This is a genomic window from Nocardioides pollutisoli (assembly GCF_040045055.1).
In the GTDB taxonomy this organism is placed as follows: domain Bacteria; phylum Actinomycetota; class Actinomycetes; order Propionibacteriales; family Nocardioidaceae; genus Nocardioides; species Nocardioides tweenelious.
Map to the genome: position 1 here is coordinate 665,738 of NZ_JBDZDU010000001.1, position 26,355 is coordinate 692,092.

Consider the following 26,355-nt stretch of genomic DNA (forward strand, 5'->3'; position numbering starts at 1 on the left):
ATCAGGAAACGATCGCGAGGACGTCGCGCGCGGAAAGGATGAGGTACTCCTCGCCGGCGTACTTGACCTCGGTGCCGCCGTACTTGCTGTAGATGACCTTGTCGCCGACGTTGACGTCGAGCGGGACCCGGTTGCCGTTGTCGTCGATGCGACCCGGACCGACGCTCAGGACCTCGCCCTCCTGGGGCTTCTCCTTGGCGGTGTCCGGGATGACCAGGCCGGAAGCCGTGGTCTGCTCGGCCTCGAGGGCCTTGACGACGATCCGGTCCTCGAGAGGCTTGATGTTGACCGACACGATGTCGACCTCCACTTTCTGGCACTTCGATGTGTGGGTGGTTCACGTCTGTGCTCGCGGTTCCGGTACGCCGTCGCGGGGGTCGCACCGAGCTCGCAAGCGCTGGCACACTCACGGGGAGAGTGCCAGATCCGAAACTAGCACTCCCCCCAACCGAGTGCCAACGGTGCCCCCGGCTGACACGATCACCCGGTGGACCTCGACGCCTTCCGCTGGCTGCTGACCGACGACGGTCAGCGGTTGCTCGCGGCCGCGGTCGAGGCGGGGGACGACTCGCTGCAGACCCAGACCCGGCTGCGGCGTACGGCGGAGGCGGCCCACGTCGCCGCCGCGATCACCCAGGCCCGCCTGCGCGTCCGGGCACGTGACAAGTTCGGCGAGCTCGCGGACCGGATGTACTTCACGCCCGACGGCTACGAGCAGGCCACCCGGCTCCGGGTCGCCGAGCACCGCGCGGCCCGCCTCGTCGCGGCCGGCACCGAGACCGTGATCGACCTGGGCTGCGGGATCGGAGGCGACCTGATCGCGTCGTCGCGAGCCGGTCTCGTCTGCGCCGGTGTCGACCTGGACCCGCTCCGCGTCTACGTCGCCCGCGCCAACCTGGATGCCCTCGGGCTCGACGGTGCTGTCAGCGTCGCCGACGCGACGAGCGTCGACACCACGCCCTTCGAGGTCGCCTTCGCGGACCCCGCCCGTCGTACGGCGCGCGGCCGCACCTTCGACGTCGACGACTGGACTCCGCCGTGGCCGTTCGTCCTCGGCCTGCTCGCTCGCGACGCGTGCGTGAAGGTCGCGCCCGGCATCCCCCACGACCTGGTCCCCGCGGGGGTCGAGGCGGAGTGGGTCAGCGACCACGGCGAGGTGAAGGAGGCCGCGCTCTGGTCCGGCCGCCTGGCCACGACCGCACGACGGGCCACCGTGATCGGCGACGGCGGGCTCGCGACCCTGACCGACGAGGACGACCCGGGCGCTCCGGTGCGCGCGGTGGGCGACTACCTCTACGAGCCCGACGGCGCCGTGATCCGGGCCGGGCTGGTCACCGCGGTGGCCGCCGGCGTCGACGGCGGCCTCGTCGACGAGCACATCGCCTATGTGACGTCCGACCAGTCGTTCCGCACGCCCTTCGCCCGTGGCTACCGGGTCGTGGAGGAGCTCCCCTACCGCGAGAAGCCGCTGCGGGCAGCGTTGCGCGAGCGCGGCATCGGCCGGCTGACCATCAAGAAGCGTGGCGTCGACGTCGTCCCCGAGGAGCTGCGCAAGCGGCTCGCCCTGCGGGGCGACGAGGAGGCGACCATCGTGCTCACCCGGGTCGCCGGCGACGGCACCGCCCTCCTCGTCACGCCGTTCTGACGGTCCTCAGAAGTCGGCCTTCTCCGCACCGATCGTCGTGTCGTCACCGTGCCCGGTGTGCACGACCGTCTCGTCGGGCAGCGCGAAGAGCTTCGCCCGGATCGACTCCTTGATGAGGTCGGAGTCCGAGTAGGAGCGACCGGTCGCGCCCGGGCCGCCGTTGAAGAGCGTGTCGCCGGTGAAGACGCAGCCGAGGTCGGGCGCGTAGAGGCAGACCGCACCGGGTGCGTGGCCCGGCGTGTGCAGCACCTGGAGCGTCGTACCCGCGACGTCGATGGAGAGGCCGTCCTCGAGGTCGAGGTCCCACAGGTAGTTCTGGTGGGTCAGCTCCCACAGCGGCTTGTCGGCCGGGTGCAGCATGATCGGCGCGATCACCTCCTCGCGCAGCGCCGGCGCCACGCGCACGTGGTCGTCGTGCGCGTGGGTGCAGATGATCGCCCTGACCTTGCGGTCGCCTACGACGGCCAGGATGTCGGCGACGTCGTGCGGGGCGTCGATGACCACGCACTCGGTGTCGTCACCGATCACCCAGATGTTGTTGTCGACGTCGAAGGTCTCGCCGTCGAGGCTGAAGGTGCCGCTCGAGACGGCATGGTCCACGCGTGCCGTCACTGGAACAGCACCACCGAGCGGAGCACGTCGCCGTGGTGCATCTTCTCGAAGGCGGCCTCGACGTCGTCGATGCCGATCTCCTCGGTGACGAAGGCGTCCAGGTCGAGACGGCCCTGCTGGTAGAGGTCGACGAGCATCGGGAAGTCGCGCGACGGCAGGCAGTCGCCGTACCAGCTGGACTTCAGCGAGCCGCCGCGACCGAAGACGTCGATGAGCGGGATGTCCGGGATCTTCATGTCGGGCGTGGGCACGCCCACCAGGACGACGGTGCCTGCCAGGTCGCGGGCGTAGAACGCCTGCTTCCAGGTCTCGGGCCGGCCGACGGCATCGATGACGACGTCGGCGCCGTTGCCGCCGGTGAGCTCCTGGATCGCGGCCACCGGGTCGACCTGCGAGGAGTCGACGGTGTGGGTCGCGCCCATCTTCTTGGCCTGCTCGAGCTTCTTGGCGTCGATGTCGACCGCGATGATCGGGCTGGCCCCGGCGAGCGCCGAGCCGGCGATCGCGGCCACGCCGACACCACCGCAACCGATGACGGCGACGGACTTGCCGCGGGTGACGGCACCGGTGTTGATGGCGGCACCGATGCCGGCCATCACGCCGCAGCCGAGCAGGCCGACGGCAGCCGGGCGGGCGGACGGGTCGACCTTCGTGCACTGGCCGGCCGCCACCAGCGTCTTCTCGGCGAAGGCGCCGATGCCCAGTGCGGGCGAGAGCTCGGTGCCGTCCTCGAGGGTCATCTTCTGGGTCGCGTTGTGGGTGGCGAAGCAGTACCACGGCTCGCCGCGGTCGCAGGCGCGGCAGTCACCGCAGACCGCGCGCCAGTTGAGGATCACGAAGTCGCCGGGAGCGACGGCGGTCACGTCGGGGCCGACGGCCTCGACCACGCCCGCGGCCTCGTGGCCGAGCAGGAACGGGAAGTCGTCGTTGATGCCGCCCTCGCGGTAGTGCAGGTCGGTGTGGCAGACCCCGCAGGCCTGCACCTTCACGACCGCCTCGCCCGGACCCGGGTCCGGGACGTTGATGGTGACGACCTCGACCGGCTCACCCTGGGCGAGTGCCACGAGACCCTTGACCTGCTGCATGGGAATCCTCTTTCTCGGATCGACAAGCCCATCTGGCTGGTGCCCAGCCAACCGTACGGGCGGTGAATTGCAACCATCTCGCGAGGGTTCGCGTCATGGTGGTGTGCAGACGACGGAGACAGGAGCGACGATGACGGACCGGGACGCCGACTTCACGGCGTACCTCCAGGCCCGCCAGGCTCCACTGCTGCGGACGGCGTACCTCCTCACCGGTGACCAGCACCAGGCCGAGGACCTCCTGCAGACCTCGCTCGCCAAGCTCTATCTCGCGTGGGACCGGGTGCGCGAGCGCGAGTCGGTGGACGCCTACGTGCGCCGGATCATGGTCAACGAGCACAACTCCCTGTGGCGGCGGGCGTGGAAGCGTCGCGAGGTCTCGACCGACCTCGTGCCCGAGACGACACCGGTCATCGATGACTACGACGACGGCAGCGGGACCCAGCTCTGGGCGGCTGTGCAGACCCTGCCGCGCAAGGCCCGCGCCGTGCTGGTGCTCCGCTACTACGAGCAGCTCACCGAGCGCGAGACCGCCGACATCCTCGGGATCTCCGTCGGCACCGTGAAGTCCCAGACCAGCCGTGCGCTCGCCGCACTCCGCGAGCGAACACCTGACGACCTGCGACCCCGGGAGGAGGAGCGATGACCGACGAGACCCGACTCACCGACGAGCTGACCCGCCGCGCCGAGCGCGTCCACGCCGCTCCGCTCTCCTTCGAGAGCGTCCGCGGCCGGGCGCAGACCATCCGCCGTCGGCGCCGCGCCGCCGCCGCGACCGGCGTGGCCGCTGCAGTCGCTGCGGTCGTGCTGCTCCCCGCGGTGCTGTCCGGCGGCAGCGACCGGTCGGCACCCGACCCGGCACCTCCGGCTCCGGCCCCGCCGGGCTCCTCGGTGCTCCACGACGGGGTCGTCACGCTGCCGGACGGATCGACGGTGCCGGTCGACGTCGACAACGCGGACGTGAGCCAGATGGGCGTCCTGACCGACGGCCGGATCGTCCTCGCGTTGGCGCAGCCCCAGTCCATCCGCGTCTACGGCGCCGACGGGTCGCTCGACGATACCTACCCGGCCTTCGCCAACGAGATCACGGTGAGCGCCGACGACGGGGCGGTGGCCTGGGTCGCGAAGGACCGCACGGTGCGGGTGCTGACGAGCGGCACCGCCGAGCCGGCGACGTTGCCCGGCATCCCCCTGCAGAACCAGACCTCGGGCAACATCGACGCCGTCCTCGACGCGGAGCACCTGCTCGTCGGCGACGGCTCGACGACCAACGGCCTGCTCACGTCCACAGGGATCGAGGACCTCCGCACGAGCGAGGACCTCAGGGTCCAGGACGTCAGCCCCGATGGCGACCTGTGGGCCGTCTCGTACGCCGCGCCCGAGGACCCGCAGTTCGGGTGCTCCGGCCTCTACGACCCCGGTGCGCAGACGATGGTCGCTCGCAGCTGCGACACGTCGGGCCTGCGCTTCTCCCCCGACGGCCAGCACCTGCTGGGCATGCGTGGCGACAACAACATGTACGGCGAGGTGTCCACCTTCGACCTCGACCTCGAGCAGGTCGGGACGTTCACCCCCACGGGCAAGACAGCCGTGGTCAGCCGCGCCGGGTGGGCAGACGCGACCCACCTGCTCGTCGGCGTAACCGACTGGAAGCTCGGTCTGGCCGACGTGGACACCAACCCGTGGTCGCTCGTCCGGGTCGGTCTCGGGGGCGAAGACCCCGAGGTCGTGACACCGGAAGGGCCCGGACGCAACCCGGAGTTCGTCGCGGAGTTCGTGGTCTCGGAGTAGCCGAAAGTCGGAAGCGCCCCGGCGATCGGGATCGCTAGGTTAAGAGCCATGTTTAAGCTGCTCGGTCGCCTCGCCTCCCGTCGTCCCTGGTGGATCATCGGCGCCTGGGTGGTCGCCACGGTCCTGCTCGTCGCCTTCGCGCCGAAGGTCGACTCGACGACCGACCAGGCCGACTTCCTGCCGGACAAGTACGAGTCGATCAAGGCGACCAACCTGGTCACCGACGCCTTCCCGCAGCAGCAGGACTCGGGCGCGACGATCGTCTTCGACCGCACCGACGGCGACCCGCTGACCGACGACGACGTCGCCGAGGTCTCCACGGTCATCAAGGGCCTGGACCTGCCGCCGGTCTTCACCGGGGCCGAGGACCCCCAGGTCTCGCCGACCAAGCAGGTGGCGATCGTCAACCTCACGCTCGACCCGGACGCCACCGGTCAGGACCCCGACGAGTACAACCAGGTCAAGGACCTGCGCGACGGCCTCGCCGACGCGACCGACGGCACCGACCTGCGCGCCCAGACGACCGGCAACCTGCCCCAGACCTACGACCAGGCACAGTCCGGCAGCAGCGCCGAGGCGATCGTCGGGATCGCGACCGTGGTCCTGATCCTGGTGCTGCTCGGCATCATCTTCCGCAGCGTCCTGATCGCGTTGATGCCGATCCTCGCGGTCGGCTTCATCCTGTCGCCGGTCTCCTCGGCGCTGATCAACATCGCCGCCAAGCTCTTCGACCTCCAGAAGGACGACTCGACCACGGTCATCCTCATCGTCGTCCTCTTCGGCATCGGCACCGACTACATCCTCTTCTTCCTCTTCCGCTACCGAGAGCGCATGCGCGAGGGCGAGGAGCACCGCGAGGCGGTCGCCCACGCCCTCGAGCGCGCCGGCGAGGCGATCGCCTCGGCAGGCGCAGCCGTCTTCGTCGCGTTCATGACGCTCGTCCTCTCCTCGCTCGGCATCTTCCGCTCGATCGGTCCGTCGCTGGCCATCGCCGTGGCGGTCACGCTCGTGGCGGCCCTGACGCTCTTCCCGGCGCTCGTGACGGTGCTCGGTCGCGCGCTCTTCTGGCCGTCGAAGAAGTGGAAGGAGCCCTCGAAGGGCGACCGCTTCGCCCGGCTCGGCGGCTCACTCGGGAGGCACCCGGTGCGGTACGCCGTGGCCTCGGGTGGCGCCCTCGCGGTCCTCAGCCTCTTCGCGCTCGGGTTCAACCCGACCTTCGACCTCGGCTCCTCGTCCTCGTCGAGCACGGTCGAGTCAGCGGAGGCGACCAAGACGCTGGAGGACGGCGGCTTCGCGGCCGGCGCCACCCAGCCCACCCCGATCGTGCTCCACTCGCAGGGAACGCTCACCCAGGCCGCGGTCGACCAGTTCGCCGCGGGCGTGCAGAAGGTCGACGGCGTCGCTCAGGTGATCGGCGCGCAGCTCTCCCCGACCGATCCGTCGACGGCGATCGTGATGACGGTCCTGAAGGAGGACCCGACGTCCGACGCGGCGCTCGTCGACGTCCGCGACATTATCCGACCCGACGTCCACGAGCTCGCGCCCGAGGGCACCTCGGCGTACGTCGGCGGCATCACCTCGGTGTTCGTCGACTTCCAGGCAGCGATGAACCGCGACTACTCGGTGGTCTTCCCGGTCGCGGCGCTGATCATCATGCTGATCCTCGCGCTGCTGCTGCGCTCGCTCGTCGCGCCGGTCTACCTGATGCTGTCGGTCGGACTCGGCTTCGGCGCCACCCTGGGCGCCTCGGTGATCGTCTTCCAGCACCTCGCCGGCCACCAGGGCCTGATCTTCCTGCTGCCGATCTACATCTACCTGTTCGTGGTCGCGCTCGGCACCGACTACAACATCTTGATGATCGCGCGGTTGCGCGAGGAGTCACGCGAGGGGAAGCCGCCTCGCGAGGCGGCCGCCCTGGCCGTCCGGCACGCCGGTCCCACGGTCGCTGCGGCCGGCCTGATCCTCGCGGGCACGTTCGCCTCGCTCATGCTCGCCGGCAACTCGCTGCTCACCCAGATGGGCTTCGCGATCTCGTTCGGCATCGCGGTCGCGGCGTTCGTGATGGCGATGTTCTTCACCCCGGCGCTGACTGCGCTGCTCGGGCACGCCGCCTGGTGGCCCGGCCACCAGGACGAGACCCAGACGTCAGACGAGGACGCTGGTCACCGGTAGCGACGAGTCGGCCGGGAGGTCGAGCGCGGACGGCGTACGCCCGCGCGCGACCATCTCGGCCCCGAGGGCGGCGACCATGGCTCCGTTGTCGGTGCACAGGCCAGGGCGCGGGACGCGCACCCGGATCCCGAGCTTGGACGCACGCTCCTCGGCCATCGCACGCAGCCGGGAGTTCGCCGCCACACCGCCGCCGATGAGGATGTCCTCGATGCCCTCGCTGACCGCGGCGTCGAGCGCCTTGCGGACGAGCACGTCGCACACCGCCTCCTGGAAGGAGGCCGCCACGTCGGCGACCGGCACCGACTCACCGGAGCGCTCGCGCGCCTCGACCCAGCGCGCGACAGCCGTCTTGAGGCCGGAGAAGGAGAAGTCGAAGCGGTGCCGCTCCAGGTCGCGACGCGCGGTCAGGCCGCGCGGGAAGTCGACGTAGACGCTGCTGCCCTCGCGGGCGACGCGGTCGATGTGGGGCCCACCCGGGAAGGGCAGCCCGAGCAGTCGCGCGACCTTGTCGAAGGCCTCCCCCGCGGCGTCGTCGATGGTCGCGCCCATCGGGTCGACCCCCACGGTGACGTCCTCGACGCGCAGCAGGCTGGAGTGGCCACCGCTGACGAGCATCGCCAGGCAGGGCTCGGGAAGCGCACCGTGCTCGAGCTGGTCGACGGCGACGTGGGCGGCCAGGTGGTTGACGCCGTAGATCGGCTTGCCGAGCCCGACCGCGAGCGCCTTCGCCGCGGCCACTCCGACCATCAGGGCGCCGGCGAGGCCGGGGCCGCTGGTCACGGCGATCGCGTCGACGTCGCGCAGCTGGATCCCGGCCGTCTCGCAGGCGCGCTCGATGGTCGGCACCATCGCCTCGAGGTGGGCGCGGCTGGCGACCTCGGGCACGACGCCGCCGAAGCGGGCGTGCTCCTCGACGCTGCTCGCGACCGCGTCCGCCAGCAGCGTGTGGCCGCGCACGATCCCGACGCCGGTCTCGTCGCAGGACGTCTCGATGCCGAGGATCAGGGGCTCGTTCACAGCACTCATTGTGCCGACCGTGCGTACGCCGCGGGGGTGACCCCCAGCAGCCGGCGGAAGTGCCGGGTCAGGTGGGCCTGGTCGTGGAAGCCCACCGCGACCGCGACGTCGGCCGCCCGCTCCCCCGCCAGCAGCATTCGACGGGCCCGGTCGAGGCGTCGTCCGGTGAGGTAGCGGTGCGGCGGGATCCCGAACTCGGCACCGAACGCCCGCACCAGGTGGGTCGGGTGCGCGCCGAGCACGCCGGCCGCCACCGGGAGCGAGACGCCCTCGACCACCGCGTCGTCGATCAGGTCGCGGAGCCGGTGCGCCAGCTGCGGGTCACGCCGTACGCCGGCGGGCGCGGTCGCGCCGGCCAGCCGCTGTCGCAACCCGTCGACGACGAGGGTGAGGCGGACCTCTGCCTCCAGCTCCTCACCGGGCTGCTCGAGCGAGCGGTGCAACAGGTCCACGGCCTCCCGCAGCGCCGGGTCCGCCCACCCCGGGTGGTCGACCGCCGCCCCGATCCGGCCGGCGCCGATCACCTGCTCGTCGAGGTAGACGACCCGCTTGCGGAAACCGGTGGCCTCCACCGATCGGCCGTCGTGGGGCACATGCGGCGGCAGCAAGGTGACCCGGTCGCCGAGCGCACCGTGCTGGTGGTGCTCCAGGTCGTAGCGGACCGTGCCGCTGTCCACGAGGAGCAGCGTCCAGGTGTCGTGGGTGTGCGCGGGGTAGGCGTGCTCGGGGAAGTGCGCGTGCAGCACCTCCGACACCCCGGCGACCCGCGGGCGCCAGGCCCGGATCGTCGGCCGCGGCGGCATGTCAGGAACGTACAAGACCCGCGGGCGCCCGGGAGGTCACCGTGAGCGCATGGGATTCGACACCAAGATCGCCGTGCTGGTCCGCGACGACCTCGCGACCTGGCAACGCCTCAACGTCACCGCGTTCCTCGTCAGCGGCATCGCGCACGAGTGGCCGCAGCTGGTCGGGGAGCCGTACGCCGACGCCGACGGCACGACGTACCTCGCGATGCTCGGCCAGCCGGTGCTCGTCTTCGAGGCCGACGCGGAGCTGCTGACGGCCGCTCACGGCCGCGCACTGTCACGCGACCTGACCGTGGGCGTCTTCACCGCCGACCTGTTCCGCACCGGCAACGACGAGGACAACCGGGCCGCGGTCGCGGCCGTCGCGCGCGCCGACCTGGACCTGGTCGGACTCGCGCTGCACGGACCGCGCAACGCGGTCGACAAGGTCGTCAAGGGCGCCCGCCTGCACGGGTGACGACCACCTCTTCACAGAGCGCGACCGCAGACGTAGGTTGACCCGGTCAACCACGCCCTCTTCACTCTCGGAGAACACATGCGAATCTCGGGACGCGCCGTCGCGCGCACTCTCGTTGGCTCCACCTCAGCCATCGCTCTTCTCGTCGGCACGACGGCCATCGCCAACGCGCGGACCGTCGACGACTCGACCCTCACCCCGAAGACCGAGTTCACGATGTCCGTGAACCCGTACGACGGCGCCGTCGCCGCCCCCGCCTCGGGAGCGGACATCCCCAACATCGACTCGGTGAAGTCGACGATCCGGGCCTACTACGCCGCCACCAAGGACGCGACCAGCGGCCTCTACGTGGCCAACAAGACGGCGTCGCCGTACATCACCCAGGTGAAGGCCCTCGAGCAGGGCATCCTGGCCGACCTCCCGCAGGCAGCCCCGGCCAACAGCACCGTCGTCTTCGACGTCGACGCCACGCTGCTCTCGGACTTCGACTTCGAGGAGGCGACGCACTACAACTACGACGCCACCGTCGCCGGCCAGTGGGTCAGCGGCCACCTCTACCCCGCCGTCGCCGGCATGCCCGACCTGGTCCGCACCCTCGAGACGCGTGGCTACGACATCCAGGCCGTCACCGGCCGCCCCGCCGCGCAGGAGGCCGACACCGTCGCCAACCTGACCGAGCAGGGCTTCACGACGACCGGAGGCACCCCGATCTTCACCGCCGACAACGTCACGACGACCGGCTCCTACACGCCGGCCGCGAAGCCGGCGTACGTCGACTGCGCCGCTGACGGCAACGCCGCCTCCTGCTCGACGGTCGAGAAGAAGGCCTTCACCCGCAAGAACATCGAGGACACCGGCGGCGCCAACGTCGTCCTCAACGTCGGCGACCAGTGGAGCGACCTGATGGGCGGCTACGCCGACGACACCGTCAAGCTGCCGAACCCGACGTACTTCCTGGCCAGCCTCGACATCGCCGGCGCCCCGGCCGGCGACAGCACGATGAAGCCGCCGACGACGTACACGATGAAGCCGGACGGCTCGAGCGGTACGACGGTCGCCAGTGGTGACGACATCCCGAACCTCGACCCGCTCCGCAAGGAGATCCGCGCCTACTACAACGCGCCGGCCGGGCTGGCGAACCGCTCCACCTCGAACTACATCACCGAGCTGGGCAGCCTGCAGCAGGCGTGGGCTCCCGAGATCGAGAACTCGTGCACGGCCGGCAACGCCGCCATCGCCAAGGCGAAGGACAAGATCGCTGGGACCAAGGCGGACCTGGCCCGGGCCAAGAAGGCGCTCGCCGACTCGAAGGGCAAGAAGGCGAAGGACTTCTACCGCAAGAAGGTGCAGCGGCTCGAGGCGAAGCTGGCCACGCTGTCGGTGCCCGGCAAGCCGGCGGTCGTGTTCGACGCCGACGACACCACGCTGTGGACCTACGACATGGAGGACGCGGCGATGAAGTTCAACTTCGACCCGGCGCTCCAGGACACCTGGGTGCAGGACGAGAAGTTCGCCGCCGTCCCCGGCATGCCGGAGTTCGTCGCCGACGTCGCCGACGCCGGCTGCACGGTCTTCGGCCTGACCGGCCGCAACACCGGCCAGAAGTACGCGACCCTGGGCAACCTCTCCAAGGTCGGCTACTCCGACTTCCGGGCCAACCGCTACTACACGAAGTGGGTCAGCGGCGCGACGCCGCCGGCGTACATCGACTGCGGTGCTGACAACACGTGCTCGACGATCGAGTACAAGTCGCAGACGCGTGCCCACATCGAGGACACCGGGTTCGACATCGTCGCCAACCTGGGCGACCAGTTCAGCGACCTGATCGGCGGCTCCGCCGACAAGGTCTACAAGCTGCCGAACCCGACGTACTACCTGCCGTGACCTAGCCCTTGTCTAGGCGGATGCGCCGCAGCCTCTGACCAGGCTGCGGCGCATCACCACGGCGGTCGTGCCGTCGCGGTAGTACTTCCGCCGGCGGTCCACCTCCACGAAGTCGCGCGCGGCGTAGAACGCCAGTGCACCGGCGTTGTCCTCCCGCACCTCCAGCAGCACCCGATCGGCGCCACCCTCCCGGGCGGCGCCGATCACTGCGTCCAGGAGCAGTGACGCCAGGCCCGTACGCCGGTGGGCCGGGTCGACCGCGATCCGCTGGAGCTCGGCGATGTCGGCGACGATGCTCGCGACCGCGTGCCCGACCAGCTGGCCCTCGACCTCCGCGACCAGGTAGCGGATCGTCGGCAGGTTGCCGAGCACGCCCTCGGCGACCAGGCCCTCGGACCACGCATCGGCGCCCAGGTTGGCGCGCTCGAGCTCGGCGACGGCCAGCACGTCGTCGGCCCTGGCCGGCCGGATGCTCACGAGACGCGCTTCGGCGCGTGCGCCGCCTCGGCATCGGGACGGCGGAGGTAGAGCGGCTCGGGATCGACCAGCTCGGCGCGCTCCTCGGCGACGACGCGGGCCAGCCACCCGGCGCTCGGGGCGGCCGGGCCGGTGCGGTTCGGGAACGAGTCGGGGTAGAGCGCGCCGCCCTCACCGACCACCCACTGCTCGGTGGCGAGGGCGGCCGGCTTGTCGACGACCGGCCCCTCGAGGCGGGCCCCCCGCTCGTCGTACCGCGCGAGGTAGACCTCCTTGCGGCGTGCGTCCGTCGCCACGGAGAAGTCGCCGGTCACGACGCCGGTCTCGACGGCCTCGACCGCGAGCGCGTCAAGGGAGCACGCGCCGTACACGGGGATCTCCAGCACGTAGGCGAGTGTCCGCGCGGTCACCAGGCCCACGCGCAGCCCCGTGAACGGACCGGGCCCGACCCCGACCGCGATCGCGGTGAGGTCCTGGCGCACGATGCCCGCGTCGCTCATGACCCGCTCGATGAGGGGGGCCAGCTGCTCGGCGTGCTTCATCGGCCGCTCCGCGACGTGTTCGACGACGACGTCGTCCCCGTCGTGGAGGGCGACGCTGACCAGCGGGGTCGCGGTGTCGAAGGCGAGGAGCACGGTGTCGAGGCTAGCCAACAGTCCCGTTGCCGAACTATGGGGATCCTGTGGACGTCTCGTGGAAGAGGTGTTGCTCGGCGCCCTCTAACGTTCCAGTTGAAAGTGGACTTGCTGTGGAACGCGGAACATGGGGATCCGCGGGCGCTGGGGGGCGCGCCACCGGTTGGTCCAGAAAGGCCCGTTCCGCGCGCTTGGCTTCGGCCCTGAAGGCGGAGCGGGCCTTTCTCATTTCTCTCCCGGCCCTCACAGCCTGCGGGAGGTCGCCGGTGGTTGAGGAGGTCGCTCTGCGACCGTCTCGAAACCCCCGCAGCCAACGCAGGGCGATGTGTGCGGGTTGGGGGCCACCGGTGGTTGCGACCGACATGGCTTTTACGGGGTACGGCGGCTCGGGTCGAACTTGCCTCCCGGCTTTCCGGTGGTTGAGGAGGTCGCGCAGCGACCGTCTCGAAACCCCCGCACCCAACAGGCGACGACGACCGAAAACAATTTCTGGAAAGTGTCCACATCCCGGTCAAACACAGGATTCTGAGCACCTGACTGTCGGTGGTCAGTGCTTGGCTTGAACCATGACCACGACAGCAGACCTCGACTCCCCGACCGGGGTCCTCGACGCTGTCCGCGACGTCCATGCGTCGATCACGGGATTGGAGATCGACAAGTTCCGCCTCGCGGTGGAGTGGGCGGTCATGCACCCCGCCGAGTCCGTGGTGCACGCGGCGATGGTCGACGGCACCGAGGACGAGCTCGCAATCGCCGGCCCCGGCGCACCGCTCGTCGCGGAGTTCTGCGTCGCCGAGCTCGCGCTGGCATTGGGCATGTCGACCGATGCCGGGAAGCGGTACCTCGGTGACGCGGTCGAGACCCGCTACCGGCTCCCGCGCCTCTGGTCGCGGGTGATGCGCGGTGAGGTGCCGGTGTGGAAGGCCCGCCAGGTCGCCACGAGGACCATCGGGCTGTCCGAGGATGCGGCCGGGTTCGTCGACACCCACGTCTCCCCCGTCGCCCACCGGTGCTCCTACGCCCAGATCAACCGGGCCGTCGACCACGCACGGGACCTCTACGACCCCGACGAAGCAGAAGCCAGAAGAGCCGAGCAGGCCGAGCACAGGAACGTCACCGTGCGGTTGGGTGACGTGACCACCGACGGGCTCGTCTACATCGAAGCCACCACCGACCTCGCCGACGCGTTGGCTTTCGAAGCCCAGGTCGCCGCGAAGGCCCACGACCTCCTCGAACACCACCCGCACCTGCCGCTCGACGTCCGCCGCTCCATGGCGCTGGGACACCTCGGCGACACCGTCGGGCGCGAGCTGGTGATCCACGCCCACCACGACGTCTCGAGCACCGACGGACTGGTCCGGGTCGACAACACCAAGTCGTGGATCACCGTCGAACAGCTCGGCGAGTGGTGCCAGCAAGAACACACCCGCGTCACCATCCGACCGGTCCTCGACCTCAACGAACACCTGCACACCGACAGGTACGAACCCACCGACAGGCTGCGCGAGCAGGTGATCCAGACCCACCCCACCTGCGTCTTCCCCCGCTGCGAACGACCATCCAGACGCTGCGACCTCGACCACACCGTCGAGTGGCCGCTCGGCCCCACCGACTCCGCCAACCTCGTCCCGCTCTGCCGGAGCCACCACCGCCTCAAGACCCACGGAGGCTGGACCTACACCAGGACCGGCCACAGGTCGTTCGACTGGCTCAGCCCCCACGGCATCACCTACCGAAGAACCTGACGCCCCACACCCCGCCGTCGGCGGGTCCACCGGCACGCCCGCGACCTGCTACGACCCCAGTTCCACCGCGATGTCGAGCTGCCCGGCGTGCCGGGCGTACTCCGCGAGCACGTGGAAGCAGATCCACTCCAGGGTCGGCGGATCGTCGGCGAAGCGGCCGCCCGGTGAGCTGACGGCGTCGAGCGGGAAGTCCTGCAGCACCCGCCGGGTCCGCACCCCGATCTCCTCGAGCCGCGCGGCCAGCTCCTCGGCGGTGATGTCCTCGGCCACGTGCCACCGCCCACCGAGGTCGTCGTCCCACGGCTCGTCGACCGTCCAGTCACCCCAGGGCTCGTCGACCGGTTCGCCGAGGAATCCCCACACGAACCAGCGCTGCTCCATGTGCAGCACGTGGCTGAGCAGCTCGATCGGCGTCCACCCGGACGGCAGCCGGCTCGTCCGCTGCTCGTGGGAGGAGAGCGACAGGACGGTCGCCGCGAGGTCGGCGCGCACCCAGTCGAGGTACGCCGACCACCGCTGCGCCCCGGCCGGCCCGTGCTTCGGCGGCTCCAGCTCGTCGCGATCGACGCGGTTGTCCTCGGACATCTCGGCCTCCATCAGGTAGCGGTCTGGACCAGCCCTCAGGTCCGATCCGATCATGCCGAACGGGATGGCATCGGTCGCAGGGGTCACGGTCACCCCGGACGCTCAGGGGGCGTGCGCGACCAACCGTAGAGCCCGCTGCCGCGCGCTCGGCCCACCTCCCCCTGGGTGGCCGAGAAGGCGGCAGCGGGCTCTACGTCTCGGCCTTCACCACCCCGGGCTACGGTCGAGTGATGACCACTCTCATCGGCAGACGCGGTGTCGGGGGCTTCTACGCCCTGCACCACCACCCGTGGCTGGTGGTCGTGCTGCTGGCGGTCGTCGTCGCAGTGGTCGTCTGGCAGCAGCGGAAGAGCTGACTCAGTCCTCGACCCGGTTGCCGTCGGCGTCCCAGTGGGACTCGACCTTCTTGCTCGGCTGCACCCGCGGCGGCTCGCCGGGCATCTTCGGGTAGTCCGGCGGGAAGTTGAGCTCACCGCCCGGCAGCTCCTCCCAGAGCTGCAGCAGCGGCTCCAGCGAGTGGGCGACGTCGTCGATGCCGGCCCACGGGTCACCGTCGGCCACGCGGTCGGGGACGGTGAAGAGGTTGTAGTCGCGCGGGTCCTTCACACCAGCGAGCTCGTCCCAGGTCATCGGGGTGGAGACGGGGGCGCCGGGGAGGGGCCGGAGGGAGTACGCCGAGGCGATCGTGCGGTCGCGGTTGTTCTGGTTGAAGTCGACGAAGATGCGCTCGCCGCGCTCCTCCTTCCACCACTCGACGGTGACGCCGCCGTCGCGGCGGGCGAGCTCGCGGCCGAAGCCGATCGCGGCGTGCCGCAGGTCGGTGAACTCCCACTCCGGCTTGATCCGCACGAAGACGTGGACGCCCCGGTTGCCCGAGGTCTTCGGGTAGCCCGTGATGCCCAGCTCTTCCAGCAGCTCGCGCGCGACGCCGGCCACGCGGACCGCGTCGGAGAAGGTGGTGCCCGGCTGCGGGTCGAGGTCGATGCGCAGCTCGTCGGGGTGGTCGACGTCCGAGCGTCGCACCGGCCACGGGTGGAAGACCAGGGTCCCCATGTGCGCGCACCACACGGGCACGGCGATCTCGGTGGGGCAGATCTCGTCCGCCGTACGCCCGGACGGGAAGGTCACCTCGACGGTCTCGAGGTAGTCAGGAGCGCCCTTCGGGACGCGCTTCTGGTAGAACGCGTCGGCGTCCTTGTCCTGCGGCCCGGTCGCGAGCCGCATCCCCGGTCGTACGCCGGAGGTCCACCGCTCCAGGGCCGTCGGTCGGTCGCGGAGCGCGCGCATCAGCCCGTCGTCGACGCTCGCGAAGTACTCCGCCACCATCAGCTTGGTGACCTCGGGCGTCGTGTCGGTGGCCTCGTAGATCACCCGGTCCGGGCTCGAGACGCGAACGGCGCGGCCGCCTGCGTCGACCTCGGCGGCGGGAGTCTTCGGCATGGACCCACGCTAGCCGGAGGTTAGGGTCGGACGGACGGACCGACTCGGAAGGACCCGCCACGTGCGCATCGCCCTGCTGCCCGCCACGCTCGCACTCCTCGCATCGATCGCGGTCGTCCCACCGGTGAGTGCGGCCGCGCCGACGTGCCAGGGACAGCCGGCGACGCTGGTCGGCACCCCGGGCCACGCGCTGCGAGGCACCAGCGGCCCGGACGTGATCGTCACCAACGGTGCCACCCCGGTGCGCGCCGGGGATGGAGACGACCGGGTCTGCATCACCGGTCACCGTGCGTCCTTCCCCGACATCTCGGCCGGTCCGGGGGACGACCGGGTCCGCGACACCTCGCGCGCCTTTCCCGACGTCGATCTCGGCGCCGGGGACGACTGGTTCCGCGAGCTGACGACGCACGGCGCGGATGTCGACGCCGGCGACGCCGCCGGGCTCGGTCACGACGTGATCATCGGCGGCCCCTGGGCCGACTCGGTCGTCTCCGGGGTGCCCGACCAGCCCAACGACGACGTGGTCCGGCTCGGACCGGGCGGCGACGGGATCCACCTCAACGGCACCCCGACCGGGTCGTTCGACGGCGGTGGCGGCCACGACATCGTGCTGCTGGTGAGGTCAGCACCGGCGGACTGGGTCCTCGACCTCGCCCAGGACACGGGGACGGTCGACGGAGCGCCGTTCGCGATCCGGCACATCGAGGACTTCGCCCTCGCCGACCTCCCCTGGCGGACGATGCACGTCATCGGCTCTGACGCCGGCGAGTCCGTGTACGCCACTCGCACCCGCACGAGCGGGCCGGTGTCCTCCGGCGAGCTGACTGCGCAGATGGGCGGAGGCAACGACCTCGTCTCCGTCACGGCCGCACAGTCGGGCCCGTTCCGCGGCAGCGCCGGGAGCGACCGGATCGAGGTCGAGGCGACCGACGGAAGGCGTCAGGTGGGACCCGATGTCCACGTCGACCTCTCCCGCGACCGCTACCGCGTCGACGGCGACGACCCGATCACGGCCAGCTCGTTCGAGTCTGCGGAGACCCGGTGGTTCGGCTCGAGCACAGTGATCGGCACGAGTGGTGACAACCGCCTCGACATCCTGGGCTGCCAGGGTCGCGCCGAGGCCCACGCGGGTGACGACTTCCTCCAGTTCGACCGGTCGCGCGCCTGTGGAGGTCCAGCCCGCGACCACCAGGAGTTCCGCGCGTCCGGCGGACCCGGAGACGACATCCTCTGGGGCGACCGCGGCATGGACCGGCTGTACGGCGGACCCGGCCTCGACCAGGCGTGGGGACTCGAGGCCCGCGACACCTGCCGGGCCGAGCGGATGCACTACTGCGAGGCCTGAGCGGGCTCAGAGCAGCGAGTTGGGCTGGAACGTCGGTCGCCGGTCGGCGTCCTCCTTGGCCGGACGCACGAACTCGAAGCCTGCGGTGGTGACCAGCTCCGTCGTGCCGCCGGACCAGGCGTCCGCGCACTCGACGTGCATCGGCGGCAGGTGGAAGGCGTTGCGCGCCACCTCGTCGGCCGTCCCGACGAAGGCGATCGGCCGACCGAGGGGTCGCTCGCACACGCCGCAGATCCGGCTCAACGCGCACTGAGTGACCCAGGCGCGATCCATCGTCCGGGCGGTCATGCGGTCTTGCCCCGGTAGTAGGCGCCGGTCTCCGTACGCCGGGTCGGGCGCTCGGCGTCCGTACGCCGACGGCGGTCGATCGACGGCGACGGCGGCTCCGGCTTGTCGGAGGACGTCATCGAGTTGGGCAGCGAGAGCTTCATGATCGTCCGCAGCGCCTGGCCGTACTGACGGTGCAGCGGGCCGGTGGTGTACGGGATGTCGTACTTGTCGCAGAGCGCCCGCACCTTGACCGCGATCTCCGGGTAGCGGTTGCTCGGCAGGTCCGGGAAGAGGTGGTGCTCGATCTGGAATCCGAGGCTGCCGGACATGATGTGGAGGAGCCGGCCGCCCTCGAAGTTGGCCGAGCCGAGCATCTGGCGGAGGTACCACTCCGCGCGGGTCTCGTCCTCGAGCTCCTCCTCCGTGAAGTGCAGCGCACCGTCGGGGAAGTGGCCGCAGAAGATGATCATGTAGGACCACAGGTTGCGCGTCAGGTTGGCGGTGGCGTTGGCCTTGAGCGTCGACTTCCACTGCTTGCCGCTGAGGGCCGGGTAGACGACGTAGTCCTTGATCACCTGGTTGCGGCCCTTGCGCGCGATCTGGCGCAGCTGCCGCTTCATCTCGACCGGGTCCTTCTTGCCCTTGCGGATCGCCTCGAGGTCGAGGTCGTGCAGCGCGACGCCCCACTGGAAGAGGCCGGCGAGCAGCGCGTTGAAGACCGGCTGGCCGAGGTAGACCGGGTGCCACTTCTGCTCGCGGGCCATCCGGAGCACGCCGTACCCGATGTCGTTGTCGTGGCCCAGCACGTTGGTGAACTGGTGGTGGATGTAGTTGTGCGAGTGCTTCCACTGCTCGGCCGGCTGCGCGGTGTCCCACTCCCAGTTGGAGGAGTGGATCTCGGGGTCGTTCATCCAGTCCCACTGGCCGTGCATGACGTTGTGGCCGATCTCCATGTTCTCGAGGATCTTGGCCGCACCGAGCATGGCCGCCCCCGCGAGCCACGCCGGCTTGCGCGTCTTCCTGGACTGGAGACCGGCCATCAGGGTGACCCGGCCCGCGGCGGCGAGCCCGCGCTGCACGGTGATCATCCGGTTGATGTACGCCGCGTCCTTGTCGCAGCGGGACTCCTCCACCTCGGCCCGGATCGCGTCGAGCTCGCGGCCGAGCTGCTCGACCTCGTCCTCGGTGAGGTGGGTGTACTCCTTGACGTCGGCGATAGCCATCGGTCTTCCTTTCGGTGATCGAGTGCCGCGAGCTTGCGAGCGGCGTATCGAGATCAGATGTCGAAGGTGCAGTCGCCGACCGGGACGGTCACGCAGGTCTGCACCTGTTCGTTGGGCTGGTCGAACTCGTCGCCGTTGCGCAGGTCGCGGATCGTGCCGTCGACGAGGGTGAGCGTGCAGGTGTGACAGATGCCCATCCGGCAGCCGAAGGGCATGCCGACGCCGGCGCTCTCGCCGGCCTCGAGGACGGTCGTGGCGCCGTCGGCCTCGGCGGTCTTGCCGGAGGTCCGGAAGGTGATGGTGCCGCCCTCGCCGCCGTCACCGGAGAGCTTGAGCGAGAAGCGCTCCAGGTGGAGGTGATCCTCGAGCCCGGCCGACTCGAAGTGCTCCGAGATCGCGTCGAGCATCGGGCCCGGACCGCAGGCCCAGGTCTCCCGCTCGCGCCAGTCGGGACAGATCGTGTCGAGCTCGGCGAGCTCGAGCATGCCGTCGGTGTCGGTGTGGAGACGGTGGACGGTGAGACCGTCGTGCCGCTCCTCGAGCGCCGCGAGCTCGTCGCGGAAGATCATCCGGTCCTCGGTCGGCGACGAGTAGTGCATGACGACGTCCGGCAGGCTGGCTCGGCGGTCCATGGTCCGCAGCATCGCCATCACCGGCGTGACGCCGCTGCCGCCGACGAGGAACAGCATCTTGGCCGGCGGCGGGTCCGGGAGGACGAAGTCACCCTCGGGCAGCGCCAGCCGGACGATCGTGCCCGGCGCCAGGCCGCGCACCAAGTGGGCCGAGAGCTTGCCCTCGGGCATCGCCCGCACCGTGATCGAGATGGTCCGGCCGCGGCGTACGGGCGGCGAGCTCACGGAGTAGGAGCGCCACTGGAACTTGCCGTTGACCTGCACCCCGATCCCGACGTACTGACCCGGCCGGTGGTCGTAGCGCCAGCCCCAGCCGGGCCGGATGACCAGCGTGGCGGCGTCCTCGGTCTCGGGGACGACCTCCTCGACCCGGCCGCGCAGCTCGCGCTGGCTCCACAGCGGGTTGAGTAGCCGCAGGTAGTCGTCGGGGTGCAACGGCGTCGTGAGCTTGTCGGCGGCGTTGCGCACCCGGCGCCACGGGATCGTCGGGCTTGCTGTCATTCGTTCAGTGAACATGTGTTCTCCGAGATCGTCAACGCCTCGAGGGGTGTATCAGTCGTCACAGCCGTACCCCTGCAGCCGGGGGCGAACCCCTTGGCTGGACCACTACATTTGGGGCATGGCTTACAACGTGGCGAAGACCGACGAGGAGTGGCGCGAGGAGCTCTCGGCCGAGGAGTACGCCGTGCTCCGCCAGGCCGGCACCGAGCGGGCGTTCACCGGGGAGTACACCGACACCGAGACCAAGGGCGTCTACTCCTGCAAGGCCTGCCACGCGAAGCTCTTCGAGTCGGACACCAAGTTCCACTCGGGCTGCGGCTGGCCGTCGTTCTACCAGCCGATCACCGACACGATCGAGTACATCGAGGACGTCTCCCACGGCATGAAGCGGGTCGAGGTCCGCTGCGCCAACTGCGGCTCCCACCTCGGGCACGTCTTCCCCGACGGCTACGGCACCCCCACCGGTGACCGCTACTGCATCAACTCGGTCAGCCTGACGCTCGAGCCCGTGGACCAGACCACGGCCTGAGCCTGGCCGAAGTCCCGGCGAGGGGTGCCGCGGGCGGAGCATCGTTGTCCGCATGAGCACCCTCCCCCTCTCCCCCGCCGCGGGTCTGCGCGGCCTGTGCGGCGGACACGTGCACCTGCCCGGTGATGCCGGGTACGACGCGGCGCGCACGCCGTGGAACCTCGCCGTCGACCAGCGACCCGCCGCGGTCGCGGTCCCCCACTCCGTCGACGACGTGATCGAGGTCGTCCGGGCCGCGGCCGCCGCCGGACTGCGGGTCGCGCCCCAGAGCACCGGCCACGGGGCCGCGCCCCTCGGCGAGGCCGCCCTCGACGACGTCGTGATCGTCCGGCTCGCCGAGCTGACCGGCGTCACGATCGACCCCGAGGCACGCACCGCTCGGATCGTCGGCGGCACGCTGTGGCGCGACGTGGTGACGGCGAGCGCGCCGTACGGCCTGGCCGCGCTGCACGGCAGCGCGCCCGACGTCGCCGCGGCCGGCTACCTGCTCGGCGGCGGGCTGTCGTTCTACGGACGCACGCACGGGGTGGCGAGCAGCAGCCTGCGCGCGGTCGAGCTGGTCACCGCAGACGGCTCGCTGGTGCGTGCCAGCGCCGACGAGAACCCCGAGCTCTTCTGGGCGGTCCGCGGCGGCGGCGGCAGCTTCGGCGTCGCGGTCGCGCTCGACATCGAGCTGCTGCCGTACGCCGACGTCTTCGCCGGGATGCTGCTCTGGGACCGCGAGCGCGCACCCGAGGTGGTCCGCGCCTGGGCCGACTGGACGCGCGAGGTGCCGGAGTCGGTGACCACCTCGCTGCGGGTGATGAGCTTCCCGCCCCTGCCCGACCTGTCACCCTTCCTCAGCGGCCGTCAGCTCGTCGTGATCGACGGCGCGATCCTCGAGGAGGACGAGCGCGCCGGCGAGCTGCTCGCGCCGCTGCGCGCACTGGAGCCGGAGATGGACACGTTCGGCCGGATGTCGGCGATCGGCCTGCTCGACGTGCACATGGACCCACCGCAGCCGTCACCCGCCGTCAGCGACCACGCGGTCCTGGGCGAGCTGCCCGAGGGTGCGGTCGAGGCCTACCTCGGCGAGATCGGACCGGGCACCACCACGTCGCTGCTCTTCGCCGAGCTGCGCCACCTCGGCGGCGCGCTGACCGTGCCCGACGAGCAGGGCGGCGTCGCATCCCACCTCGACGGCGCCTACGCGCTCTTCTGCGTCGCGATCGCGCCGTTCCCCGAGGCGGCCGCCGCAGGTCGCGCAGATGCGATGGCGATGTGCGCCGCGCTCGCGCCCTGGACGACCGGCACCCGGGTGCTGAACTTCGTCGACACGGTCGCGGACGTCAGCACGGCGTACGGCGACCGGTGGGAGCGGCTGCGCCAGGTGCGTGAGGCGGTCGACCCGACCGGGTTCTTCGTCGCCAACCACCCGGTGCGCTGATCACCCCTCGTCGGTGAGCGAGGACACCAGGTAGACCGTGTCCTGGCCGTAGTGCTGGTCGCACCACTGCTGCAGCGAGCCGTCGTCGTAGACCACGTTCGCGATGACGTTGTCGCCGTGGACCTCGCCCGACCCCTGGGCGCCCGGCAGCTGTCGGACCTCCTCGGCGATCTGCTCGAGCTCGTCCTGGGTGTGCTCGACGGCAGGACGCGGCACCGCCAGCGAGGGCACGGGCATCGGGTCGTAGAGCGCCGCCGGGACCGCCGAGGCCGCGGTGAACCGCTCGCCGTCCCAGGTGCCGGTCAGCGCGAACTGGCCCCACCGGACCTGGCCCTGGCGCTCGAACATCTGCTGGTGGTCGGCCCAGTCCCACCCGACCAGCTCCGGCCCGCTGCACTGCGGCGGGTAGGACTCGGCGACCGGGCCGAAGCAGACCTCGGGCGTGCCGGTGTCCATGACGGTGACCAGGCCGCTGAAGACGGTGCCGGGAGCGGCCGGAGCAGTCGCCGACGAGGTCGGTGAGTCCGGACCCGACGGGTCGGTCGCGACGGTGTCACCGTCGGACCCGCACGCGGCGACGAGCAGCAGGGTCGCGAGGGCCAGGGCGAGCTTCATGCGGGTCCGACGTACGGCGGCGTGGACCGGTTCCCGGCTACGGCAGCCGGTCGACCAGGTCGGCGATCGGGACGAGGGCGCCGGTGTAGAACGGCACCTCCTCGCGGACGTGGCGCCGCGCCTCGGAGCCCCGCAGGTGCCGCATCAGGTCGACGATCCGGTCGAGCTCGTCGGCCTCGAAGGCGAGGATCCACTCGTAGTCACCGAGGGAGAAGCTGGCGACGGTGTTGGCGCGCACGTCCTTGTAGTCGCGGGCCATCTTGCCGTGGTCGGCGAGCATCCGGCGACGCTCGGAGTCCTCGAGGAGGTACCACTCGTAGGACCGCACGAACGGGTAGACGGAGACGTGCTTCTTCGGCTCCTCGTCGCTGAGGAAGGCGGGCACGTGGCTCTTGTTGAACTCCGCCGGCCGGTGCAGCGCCATCTGCGACCAGACCGGCGCGAGGCGACGGCCGAACGCCGTACGACGGAAGCGGTTGTAGGCCGCCTGCAGCTCCTCCGACGTGGTGGCGTGCCACCAGACCATCAGGTCGGCGTCGGCGCGGATGCCCGAGACGTCGTAGACGCCGCGGACGACGACATCGGCCTCGGCGAGCTCGGCGAAGAGCTTCTCGACCTCGGCGCTCTCGGCCGCGCGATCGGCGTCGCCGAGGGTCTCGTCGAGCCGGAAGACCGACCACATCGTGTAGCGGATGGAGTCGTTGATCTCCCGTACCTTCTGCGCGTTCGAGCTCATGCCCCCATTGTGCCGGGCGGTCAGTCGCGACCGTAGCCCGCCTCTCGCGCGGTGATGATCGCCTCGGCGCGTCCGGCAGCGTGCAGCTTGGCGTAGATCCCCGAGACCGCGTTGCGGACGGTCTTGTTGGAGACGTAGAGCTCGGCCGCGATCGCGTCGTTGGACCGGCCCGTGGCCAGCAGGCGCAGCACGTCGCGCTCGCGGTCGGTGAGGTCGGGGAACGGTTCCGGCTCGGACTGCTTCGTGAGACCGCCCGCGAAGTACGACGCCACCCGCGCGGCCAGGCTCGCACCGAACACCATGCCGCCGGAGGCAGCAGCGCGGATCGCGTTCTGCACCTCGTCGGCGCCCGAGCCCTTGAGCAGGTAGCCCGACGCACCAGCCCGCATCGCGCCGAGCACGGTGTCGTCGTCCTCGTTCATGGTCAGCATCACCACGCGTACGCCGGGGTGCCGCCCGGTGACCATCCGGGTCGCCTCGATCCCGTCGAGGTGCGGCATCTGGATGTCCATCACGACCACGTCGGGCTCGGTCTCGGCGACCACGTGGATCGCGTCGCGGCCGTCCTCGGCCGTCCCGACGACCTCGAGCCCGTCGAGCGCGCTCAGCAACGAGGCGAGCCCCTCGCGCACGATCTGGTGGTCGTCGACCACCACGACCCTGATGTCACTCACGTGTGCCTCCTCAGCGGGAGCCGGACCCGCACGGTGGTCCCGCCGGACGGCGGGCAGGTGATCTCGCTGGAGCCGCCGAGCTCGGCGGCTCGCTCGCGCAGCGAGTGCAGCCCGACCCCCGCCTGCCGGTCGTGCGGGATGCCGACCCCGTCGTCGGCGACCTCGAGCACCAGGCTGCCGTCGGCGGCGGCGAGGCGGACCGTGCAGTCGGTGGCCGCGGCGTGCCGCGCGACGTTGGTCATCGCCTCCCCGGCGATCCGGTAGGCCGCGACCTCGACCGCCGCCGGCAGCGTGCCGAGGTCGTCGGCGACGACGGTCGCCGGCGGGTCGAGCTGGGCCGCCTGCTGGCGGAGCGCGCCGACCAGGCCGAGGTCGTCGAGGGCGGGCGGCCGCAGGTCGTGCACGAGACGTCGTACGTCGGCCACGACCTCCTGCACGTAGCGGCTGGTGGCCGCCACCTGGGCCTTGGCGGCTTCCGGGTCTTTGTCGACCAGGAGCCGGGCCGACTCGAGCTGGAAGACCACCCCGCTGAGCGCCGGGCCGAGCCCGTCGTGGAGGTCGCGCCGGATCCGGCGACGCTCCTCCTCACGGGCGGTGACGAGCCGTTCGCGGCTGTCCTGCAGCTCCTCGGCGAGCCGGCTCGTGCGCGCGGCCGTCGCGGCCTGGCGGACCAGGTCGCCGAGGAGCTCCTCGTCGCGGCGGCTGAGCCGGCTGCGCAGGCCACGGGCAGGCAGCACCAGCCGCCCGACCTCGGTCTCGCGGTAGGAGATGGGCAGCGTCCGGACGTCGGCCGGGCGCTCGCCGTAGGTCGCGACCAGGGTCTCTCCCCTGCTGCGGTCGACCTCGACGCTGACGAAGCCGACGCCGAAGGCGCTGGCGACGGCGCGGGCGACGGCGGCCAGCTGCTGCTCCCCCTCGTCGGCGGTCTCGAGGGTCGAGGCGAGCCCGGCCACGGCGTCGTACGGGTTCGCCCGGTCGCCGAGGACCCGCCGGCGCACCCACTGGGACAGCCGTTGGCGCAGCGGGCCGTAGAGCAGCACGGTCACGAGCAGCACGACGAGGACGACCTGGCCCTGGTCGAGGGAGTCGGAGAGCACGGCGTTGAGCGCCGCCACGACGACCAGGTCGGTGACGACCAGGGCGCCGGCGAGCAGGGCCAGCACCAGGGTGCGGCCGAGCAGGTCCTCGATCGACACGACGCTCGGGTTGACCACCGCCACCGTCATCGCGATCGGGACGAGCGTGAAGCAGAGGAAGAACACCACGCCGGTGAGCGCACCGAGGTCGAGGACCAGGGTGATGGCGACGATCGTGCCGGTGACGAGAGCGCCCCAGAGCAGCCACCGCATCTGATCGCGGGCCGGTCCGCTGGACCGGCGGTAGCGGTGGACGACGACGCAGATCGGCACCAGCAGGCCGATGGCCGTCGCCGACCGCAGGACCGTCAGGAGGCCGTCGGAGTAGGGCTCCAGCGCCCAGATCGTGGTCGGGTCGGGGTCGACCCCGGGCGGCAGGGACATGCCGCGGTCGAGGTACGGCGTGACGGTGTAGGCCAGGGCTGCCGCTGTCATCACGATCATGCAGACCCAGCTGGCGACACCCCAGGCACCGCGGAGGAAGCGGCCCTCGGGGAAGAGCAGCGGCAGCACGACGATGGTCGCCGGCAGCAGCGCGGTGAAGCGCGCGAGGAACCACAGGGTGAAGGTCATGCCGGGCAGGGCGTGGTCGGTGACCATCCCGAGGCGCGCGTAGGCCTCGGAGAGACCGTCCAGGGCCCAGAACACCCCCACACCGCCGAGGGTCCAGCCGATCACCAGGTGACCCGGGTGCCGCAGCACCACGAGGGCGAGCACCCCCAGGACCAGCCCGATCAGGCCGGTGCCGATGCCGCGCCCGACGTCCATGCTCGGGCCGTAGGACCACAGCTCGGGCTCGCCGTACGACGCCGCGGTGAACGCCAGGATCCCGGCGGCGCAGGCGAGCGACGCGAGCAGAGGCAGGGCAGCGACCGGCCAGGGGACCGGTCGCTGCCCGACCTCGGACGCGTGGTTCACGC

At 71.0% G+C, this 26,355-nt stretch carries 27 protein-coding genes; 11 read left to right on the forward strand and 16 right to left on the reverse strand.

Going from position 1 to position 26,355, the window contains the following annotated elements; translation table 11 throughout:
* Nucleotide 1: 1 nt before the first annotated feature.
* The gene (gene groES / locus ABLE68_RS03170; protein ID WP_028643071.1) at nucleotides 2-295 is read right to left on the reverse strand and encodes a co-chaperone GroES; all 294 of its coding nucleotides are present in this window, start codon (nucleotides 293-295) and stop codon (nucleotides 2-4) included.
* Between the two features lie 192 nt (nucleotides 296-487).
* On the opposite strand from groES, the gene ABLE68_RS03175 reads away from it, so the two are divergent.
* Nucleotides 488-1,645: a class I SAM-dependent methyltransferase gene (locus ABLE68_RS03175; RefSeq protein ID WP_348869735.1), complete on the forward strand. Its 1,158-nt coding sequence runs from the start codon at nucleotides 488-490 to the stop codon at nucleotides 1,643-1,645.
* A 6-nt stretch (nucleotides 1,646-1,651) separates the two neighbouring features.
* On the opposite strand, the gene ABLE68_RS03180 is transcribed toward ABLE68_RS03175, so the two are convergent.
* Both ABLE68_RS03180 and ABLE68_RS03185 read right to left on the reverse strand, forming a co-directional pair.
* Entirely contained in the window at nucleotides 1,652-2,245 is a 594-nt protein-coding gene (locus ABLE68_RS03180) for an MBL fold metallo-hydrolase (RefSeq protein ID WP_425475606.1), read from the reverse strand.
* An 8-nt stretch (nucleotides 2,246-2,253) separates the two neighbouring features.
* Complete coding sequence (locus tag ABLE68_RS03185; protein ID WP_348869738.1) at nucleotides 2,254-3,342, reverse strand: S-(hydroxymethyl)mycothiol dehydrogenase; 1,089 nt, start codon at nucleotides 3,340-3,342, stop codon at nucleotides 2,254-2,256.
* 130 nt (nucleotides 3,343-3,472) lie between these two features.
* Between ABLE68_RS03185 and ABLE68_RS03190 the strand changes: the two genes are divergently transcribed.
* The 3 genes from ABLE68_RS03190 to ABLE68_RS03200 are packed head-to-tail and all read left to right on the forward strand — an operon-like array spanning nucleotide 3,473 to nucleotide 7,302.
* Complete coding sequence (locus ABLE68_RS03190; RefSeq protein WP_348869739.1) at nucleotides 3,473-3,985, forward strand: SigE family RNA polymerase sigma factor; 513 nt, start codon at nucleotides 3,473-3,475, stop codon at nucleotides 3,983-3,985.
* Complete coding sequence (locus tag ABLE68_RS03195) at nucleotides 3,982-5,130, forward strand: hypothetical protein (protein ID WP_348869740.1); 1,149 nt, start codon at nucleotides 3,982-3,984, stop codon at nucleotides 5,128-5,130. Before ABLE68_RS03190 ends, ABLE68_RS03195 begins: the two co-directional genes overlap by 4 nt.
* A gap of 48 nt (nucleotides 5,131-5,178) precedes the next feature.
* Nucleotides 5,179-7,302, forward strand: coding sequence for an MMPL family transporter (locus ABLE68_RS03200; RefSeq protein ID WP_348869741.1), 2,124 nt, complete (start codon nucleotides 5,179-5,181; stop codon nucleotides 7,300-7,302).
* Here ABLE68_RS03200 and tsaD read toward each other — a convergent pair.
* Together tsaD and ABLE68_RS03210 are read right to left on the reverse strand one after the other, a co-directional pair.
* Nucleotides 7,276-8,319 carry a tRNA (adenosine(37)-N6)-threonylcarbamoyltransferase complex transferase subunit TsaD gene (tsaD, locus tag ABLE68_RS03205; protein WP_348869742.1) on the reverse strand — a complete coding sequence of 348 codons (1,044 nt, stop codon included), beginning with the start codon at nucleotides 8,317-8,319 and terminating at the stop codon, nucleotides 7,276-7,278. The genes ABLE68_RS03200 and tsaD overlap by 27 nt on opposite strands.
* Nucleotides 8,320-8,324: 5 nt before the next feature.
* Complete coding sequence (locus ABLE68_RS03210) at nucleotides 8,325-9,122, reverse strand: helix-turn-helix transcriptional regulator (RefSeq protein WP_348869743.1); 798 nt, start codon at nucleotides 9,120-9,122, stop codon at nucleotides 8,325-8,327.
* A 49-nt stretch (nucleotides 9,123-9,171) separates the two neighbouring features.
* Between ABLE68_RS03210 and ABLE68_RS03215 the strand changes: the two genes are divergently transcribed.
* Both ABLE68_RS03215 and ABLE68_RS03220 read left to right on the forward strand, forming a co-directional pair.
* Nucleotides 9,172-9,582 (forward strand): DUF2000 family protein, encoded by a 411-nt coding sequence (locus ABLE68_RS03215; protein ID WP_348869744.1) that lies wholly within the window; start codon nucleotides 9,172-9,174, stop codon nucleotides 9,580-9,582.
* A gap of 78 nt (nucleotides 9,583-9,660) precedes the next feature.
* Complete coding sequence (locus tag ABLE68_RS03220; RefSeq protein ID WP_348869745.1) at nucleotides 9,661-11,466, forward strand: HAD family acid phosphatase; 1,806 nt, start codon at nucleotides 9,661-9,663, stop codon at nucleotides 11,464-11,466.
* A 12-nt stretch (nucleotides 11,467-11,478) separates the two neighbouring features.
* Here the strand turns inward: ABLE68_RS03220 and rimI are convergent, their stop codons facing one another.
* Both rimI and tsaB read right to left on the reverse strand, forming a co-directional pair.
* Entirely contained in the window at nucleotides 11,479-11,943 is a 465-nt protein-coding gene (rimI, locus tag ABLE68_RS03225) for a ribosomal protein S18-alanine N-acetyltransferase (RefSeq protein WP_348869746.1), read from the reverse strand.
* The gene (gene tsaB / locus ABLE68_RS03230) at nucleotides 11,940-12,578 is read right to left on the reverse strand and encodes a tRNA (adenosine(37)-N6)-threonylcarbamoyltransferase complex dimerization subunit type 1 TsaB (protein ID WP_348869747.1); all 639 of its coding nucleotides are present in this window, start codon (nucleotides 12,576-12,578) and stop codon (nucleotides 11,940-11,942) included. Before tsaB ends, rimI begins: the two co-directional genes overlap by 4 nt.
* Nucleotides 12,579-13,144: 566 nt before the next feature.
* Here tsaB and ABLE68_RS03235 point away from each other — a divergent pair.
* Nucleotides 13,145-14,323 (forward strand): HNH endonuclease signature motif containing protein, encoded by a 1,179-nt coding sequence (locus ABLE68_RS03235; RefSeq protein WP_348869748.1) that lies wholly within the window; start codon nucleotides 13,145-13,147, stop codon nucleotides 14,321-14,323.
* 48 nt (nucleotides 14,324-14,371) lie between these two features.
* Here ABLE68_RS03235 and ABLE68_RS03240 read toward each other — a convergent pair whose 3' ends face one another.
* Entirely contained in the window at nucleotides 14,372-15,001 is a 630-nt protein-coding gene (locus tag ABLE68_RS03240) for a mycothiol transferase (RefSeq protein WP_348869749.1), read from the reverse strand.
* 137 nt (nucleotides 15,002-15,138) lie between these two features.
* Between ABLE68_RS03240 and ABLE68_RS03245 the strand changes: the two genes are divergently transcribed.
* Nucleotides 15,139-15,264 (forward strand): hypothetical protein, encoded by a 126-nt coding sequence (locus ABLE68_RS03245; protein ID WP_348869750.1) that lies wholly within the window; start codon nucleotides 15,139-15,141, stop codon nucleotides 15,262-15,264.
* A gap of 1 nt (nucleotide 15,265) precedes the next feature.
* On the opposite strand, the gene ABLE68_RS03250 is transcribed toward ABLE68_RS03245, so the two are convergent.
* Complete coding sequence (locus ABLE68_RS03250; protein WP_348869751.1) at nucleotides 15,266-16,348, reverse strand: DNA polymerase domain-containing protein; 1,083 nt, start codon at nucleotides 16,346-16,348, stop codon at nucleotides 15,266-15,268.
* Nucleotides 16,349-16,409: 61 nt separating this feature from the next.
* On the opposite strand from ABLE68_RS03250, the gene ABLE68_RS03255 reads away from it, so the two are divergent.
* Complete coding sequence (locus ABLE68_RS03255) at nucleotides 16,410-17,693, forward strand: hypothetical protein (RefSeq protein ID WP_348869752.1); 1,284 nt, start codon at nucleotides 16,410-16,412, stop codon at nucleotides 17,691-17,693.
* 6 nt (nucleotides 17,694-17,699) lie between these two features.
* Here ABLE68_RS03255 and ABLE68_RS03260 read toward each other — a convergent pair whose 3' ends face one another.
* The 3 genes from ABLE68_RS03260 to ABLE68_RS03270 are packed head-to-tail and all read right to left on the reverse strand — an operon-like array spanning nucleotide 17,700 to nucleotide 20,319.
* Complete coding sequence (locus tag ABLE68_RS03260) at nucleotides 17,700-17,918, reverse strand: hypothetical protein (protein WP_348869753.1); 219 nt, start codon at nucleotides 17,916-17,918, stop codon at nucleotides 17,700-17,702.
* A gap of 59 nt (nucleotides 17,919-17,977) precedes the next feature.
* Complete coding sequence (locus tag ABLE68_RS03265) at nucleotides 17,978-19,186, reverse strand: fatty acid desaturase family protein (RefSeq protein ID WP_348869755.1); 1,209 nt, start codon at nucleotides 19,184-19,186, stop codon at nucleotides 17,978-17,980.
* Nucleotides 19,187-19,239: 53 nt separating this feature from the next.
* A complete protein-coding gene (locus tag ABLE68_RS03270; RefSeq protein ID WP_348869756.1) occupies nucleotides 19,240-20,319 on the reverse strand; it encodes a ferredoxin reductase in 1,080 nt (359 codons plus the stop codon).
* A 118-nt stretch (nucleotides 20,320-20,437) separates the two neighbouring features.
* Here ABLE68_RS03270 and msrB point away from each other — a divergent pair, with 118 nt between their 5' ends.
* Both msrB and ABLE68_RS03280 read left to right on the forward strand, forming a co-directional pair.
* The gene (msrB, locus tag ABLE68_RS03275) at nucleotides 20,438-20,848 is read left to right on the forward strand and encodes a peptide-methionine (R)-S-oxide reductase MsrB (RefSeq protein WP_348869758.1); all 411 of its coding nucleotides are present in this window, start codon (nucleotides 20,438-20,440) and stop codon (nucleotides 20,846-20,848) included.
* Nucleotides 20,849-20,900: 52 nt separating this feature from the next.
* Complete coding sequence (locus ABLE68_RS03280) at nucleotides 20,901-22,274, forward strand: FAD-binding oxidoreductase (protein WP_348869759.1); 1,374 nt, start codon at nucleotides 20,901-20,903, stop codon at nucleotides 22,272-22,274.
* On the opposite strand, the gene ABLE68_RS03285 is transcribed toward ABLE68_RS03280, so the two are convergent.
* Genes ABLE68_RS03285 through ABLE68_RS03300 form a run of 4 tightly spaced genes read right to left on the reverse strand, consistent with a single transcriptional unit; the run spans nucleotide 22,275 to nucleotide 26,353 of the window.
* Nucleotides 22,275-22,889 carry a hypothetical protein gene (locus ABLE68_RS03285; protein ID WP_348869760.1) on the reverse strand — a complete coding sequence of 205 codons (615 nt, stop codon included), beginning with the start codon at nucleotides 22,887-22,889 and terminating at the stop codon, nucleotides 22,275-22,277.
* A 37-nt stretch (nucleotides 22,890-22,926) separates the two neighbouring features.
* On the reverse strand, nucleotides 22,927-23,625 hold the full coding sequence (gene hemQ / locus ABLE68_RS03290) for a hydrogen peroxide-dependent heme synthase (protein ID WP_348869761.1): 699 nt from the start codon (nucleotides 23,623-23,625) through the stop codon (nucleotides 22,927-22,929).
* A gap of 20 nt (nucleotides 23,626-23,645) precedes the next feature.
* Complete coding sequence (locus ABLE68_RS03295; protein ID WP_348869763.1) at nucleotides 23,646-24,299, reverse strand: response regulator transcription factor; 654 nt, start codon at nucleotides 24,297-24,299, stop codon at nucleotides 23,646-23,648.
* Nucleotides 24,296-26,353, reverse strand: a complete 2,058-nt coding sequence (locus ABLE68_RS03300) for a sensor histidine kinase (protein ID WP_348869764.1) — start codon at nucleotides 26,351-26,353, stop codon at nucleotides 24,296-24,298. The genes ABLE68_RS03295 and ABLE68_RS03300 overlap by 4 nt, the downstream gene beginning before the upstream one ends.
* Nucleotides 26,354-26,355: the final 2 nt, after the last annotated feature.